Genomic DNA, 3,256 nt, shown 5'->3' on the forward strand with positions numbered 1-3,256 from the left:
CCGCCCCTCAGATCCGCCGCCGAGCCTTCCGGGCCCGTCGCACCAACGCGGCCGTACCCAACAGCGCCACCGTCGCCCCCGCGGCTCCCGCCGCGGTCGCGTCCTTGCGCCCGAGCCGCCGGCCCACCACCGTGTGCCGCCCGGCGACCTCCTCCAGCAGCTCCGCGAGCACCTCCTCGTTGCTCCACTGAGGCCGCCATCCGGCATCGTGCAGCCGACTCCCGCTCACCACCCAGGGATACATCGTGTAGGCCAGATCCCCGGCGGGAGAGGGCGTCAGCCCGATCCTGTGCAGCCGGGCCGCCGCGCCCAGAGCGACAGCGGACGGCAGCTCCATGCGCCGGATCCCGCTGAGCTCCTCGACCTCCTCCTGCTCCAGCCATCCGTCGCAGCCGACGGCCAGCTCCCCGTCGACCTTCTCCAGCACCGCGTACTCCAGGGCGCTGCACAGATCCTCGACGTGACAGAACTGCCAGGCGGGCCGTGACCCGGCCACGACAAGCAGCCGGGGTGACTCGAAGTACCTGGTCAGAGCGGTGTCAGTGCCCCCGATCAGCACCGCGGGACGTACCACGGTCACATTGAGCCCGGGATGCGCCCGCGGTGCGCGCCGGGCGAGCCGCTCGATCTCCAGCAGGTCCCCGACACCGGTCGCCTCGGCGGTCGCGCGCAGCTCGGCGTCCTCCGCCAATGGCAGTTCGTTGTCCGGCAGCGCCCCGTAGACCATCGCGGACGTGCAGAGCACGACGCGGTGGACCCCGGCCGCGGCGGCGGCGGTGAGCACGGTCTGTGTCCCCCGCACGTTGTACGCCGTACGGGCCGCGCCGTCCGTCTCCAGGTTCAGGTCGAGGGCCAGGTGCACCACTACGTCGGCGCCCCGCAGCTTCTCCGCGATGGCCGGATCCCGCACATCGAGGATGTGCCACTGCGCCGCCGCGCACTCGCCGCGGCGCTCGTCGATGGCGACGACCTGCTTGATCTCGTCGGACGCGGCGAGCCGCTCGGTGAGCAGCGCTCCGACGCCCGTCGCGGCGCCGGTGACCGCGACGACCGGCCCGCGTAGGGCCGGGTTGGTTGAGTGGTTTCGCGCTGCGCGAACCTGCGGATCTGGGGAACTCACCGGCGTCTCCAGCGGTTGTCTTCAGTAAGGACGCGCGTGACGCGTACGTACCAGGTGACATCCATCCTGCCGCAGGCCAGGAGTCGGCGAAGCACCGAGCCCCCAACCGGCCGCGGTGTCTAGGCTGGGGGATGTTGTCGGGCAGCCGCCGTCGAAAGAGCCGACGGCCTTACCAGCCGAGGAATCCCGTGAGTGACACCCCATTCGGATTCGGCCTTCCGCCGGAGGAGCCGGAGAACGGCGACGAGGGCAAGCAGAAGGACCAGCAGAGCGGTGGTGGTCAGGGACCGTTCGGTTTCGGACCCGCCGGCTTCGGTGGTCCCGGAGGCGACAATCCACTCGCAGCCATGTTCGGTTCCATGAACCCCAACGACCTGGGCGCCGCGTTCCAGCAACTGGGCCAGATGCTCTCGTACGAGGGCGGTCCGGTGAACTGGGACATGGCCAAGCAGATCGCCCGCCAGACGGTCTCCCAGGGGACGTCCGACGGCGTCAAGGACTCCAGCATCGGTCCCTCCGAGCGCACCGCGGTCGAGGAGGCCGTCCGGCTGGCGGACCTGTGGCTGGACGACGCGACATCGCTGCCGTCCGGCGCCGGCTCCGCCGTGGCGTGGAGCCGCGCGGAGTGGGTCGAGGCGACCCTGCCCGCCTGGAAGGAGCTGGTCGACCCGGTCGCCGAGCGCGTCGGCGCGGCCATGGGCGATGTCCTGCCCGAGGAGATGCAGGCCATGGCGGGCCCGCTGATCGGCATGATGCGCTCCATGGGCGGCGCCATGTTCGGTACGCAGATCGGGCAGGCCGTCGGGGTGCTCGCGGGTGAGGTCGTCGGCTCGACGGACATCGGTCTGCCGCTGGGCCCGACGGGCCGGGCCGCGCTGCTGCCGGCGAACATCGAGGCGTTCGGGAAGGACCTGAGCGTGCCGCAGGAGGAGGTGCGGCTGTATCTCGCCCTGCGCGAGGCCGCCCACCAGCGCCTGTTCTCCCATGTGCCGTGGCTGCGCTCGCATCTGTTCGGCGCGGTCGACGGCTACGCGCGCGGGATCAAGGTCGACACGGCCAAGCTTGAGGACGTGGTCGGTCAGTTCGACCCGCAGAACCCGGAGCAGTTGCAGGACGCGCTCCAGCAGGGCATGTTCCAGCCGGAGGACACCCCGGAGCAGAAGGTCGCCCTGGCCCGTCTGGAGACGGCGCTGGCCCTGGTGGAGGGCTGGGTGGACGCGGTGGTCCACGCGGCGGCGAAGCCCCGGCTGACGTCCGCGGACGCGCTGCGCGAGACGTTGCGCCGTCGGCGCGCCTCGGGCGGCCCTGCCGAGCAGACGTTCGCCACCCTGATCGGTCTGGAGCTGCGCCCGCGCCGGCTGCGCGACGCCTCGCGCCTGTGGGCGTCGCTGACGGACGCGCGCGGTGTCGACGGCCGGGACGGCCTCTGGGCCCACCCGGACATGCTGCCGACGGCCTCCGACCTGGACGATCCGGACGGCTTCGTGCACCGCGAACAGCTCGACTTCTCCGAGCTGGACAAGATGCTCGGCGAGGCCGCGGGCGGCTCCGCCGAGAAGCCGAACCTGGAGAAGCCGAACCTGGAGAAGGACGACGACTCCGAGTGACTCTCCACGGCAACGCGGTCCACGTACTGGAGAAGTACGAGGATCAGCAGGATCTCCGTCAGGTCTACCTGGACCATCTGGACGCCCGTCCTGACGGGATGTGGAAGGCCTGCGAGGTCGGACACATCACAGCCAGCGCTCTGGTGATCGACCCGGAGCGTGAGCGGGTCCTGCTCACGCTCCACAAGAAGCTGCGGATGTGGCTCCAGATGGGCGGCCACTGCGAACAGAGCGACCACACGCTCGCCGGTGCGGCGCTCCGTGAGGCCACGGAGGAGTCCGGCATCCCCTCGCTGCGTCTGCTGCGGAGCACGCCGGTCCGTCTGGACCGGCACCACACGCCCTGTGCCTGGCACCTGGACGTGCAGTACGCCGCCGTGGCCCCGCGGGGCGCCGTGGAGGCGATCAGCGATGAGTCCCTGGACCTGCGCTGGTTCGCGTACGCCGAGGTGGCGGACGTAGCGGACGACTCGGTCGTACGACTGCTCGAAGCAACCCTCGCCCGCCTGTGAACGGGTAGACGGGTAAG

The 3,256-nt window shown here is 71.1% G+C and carries 3 protein-coding genes; 2 read left to right on the plus strand and 1 reads right to left on the minus strand.

Features of this window, described 5'->3' with window-relative positions; translation table 11 throughout:
- Nucleotides 1–7: 7 nt before the first annotated feature.
- Nucleotides 8–1,120, minus strand: a complete 1,113-nt coding sequence (locus STRTUCAR8_RS17095) for an SDR family oxidoreductase (protein ID WP_006377056.1) — start codon at nucleotides 1,118–1,120, stop codon at nucleotides 8–10.
- Between the two features lie 188 nt (nucleotides 1,121–1,308).
- On the opposite strand from STRTUCAR8_RS17095, the gene STRTUCAR8_RS17100 reads away from it, so the two are divergent.
- Together STRTUCAR8_RS17100 and STRTUCAR8_RS17105 are read left to right on the plus strand one after the other, a co-directional pair.
- Nucleotides 1,309–2,727 carry a zinc-dependent metalloprotease gene (locus tag STRTUCAR8_RS17100; protein ID WP_006377058.1) on the plus strand — a complete coding sequence of 473 codons (1,419 nt, stop codon included), beginning with the start codon at nucleotides 1,309–1,311 and terminating at the stop codon, nucleotides 2,725–2,727.
- Nucleotides 2,724–3,239 (plus strand): NUDIX hydrolase, encoded by a 516-nt coding sequence (locus STRTUCAR8_RS17105; RefSeq protein ID WP_006377057.1) that lies wholly within the window; start codon nucleotides 2,724–2,726, stop codon nucleotides 3,237–3,239. The genes STRTUCAR8_RS17100 and STRTUCAR8_RS17105 overlap by 4 nt, the downstream gene beginning before the upstream one ends.
- The last annotated feature ends 17 nt before the right edge of the window (nucleotides 3,240–3,256 follow it).

The organism is Streptomyces turgidiscabies Car8, assembly GCF_000331005.1.
GTDB lineage: Bacteria > Actinomycetota > Actinomycetes > Streptomycetales > Streptomycetaceae > Streptomyces > Streptomyces turgidiscabies.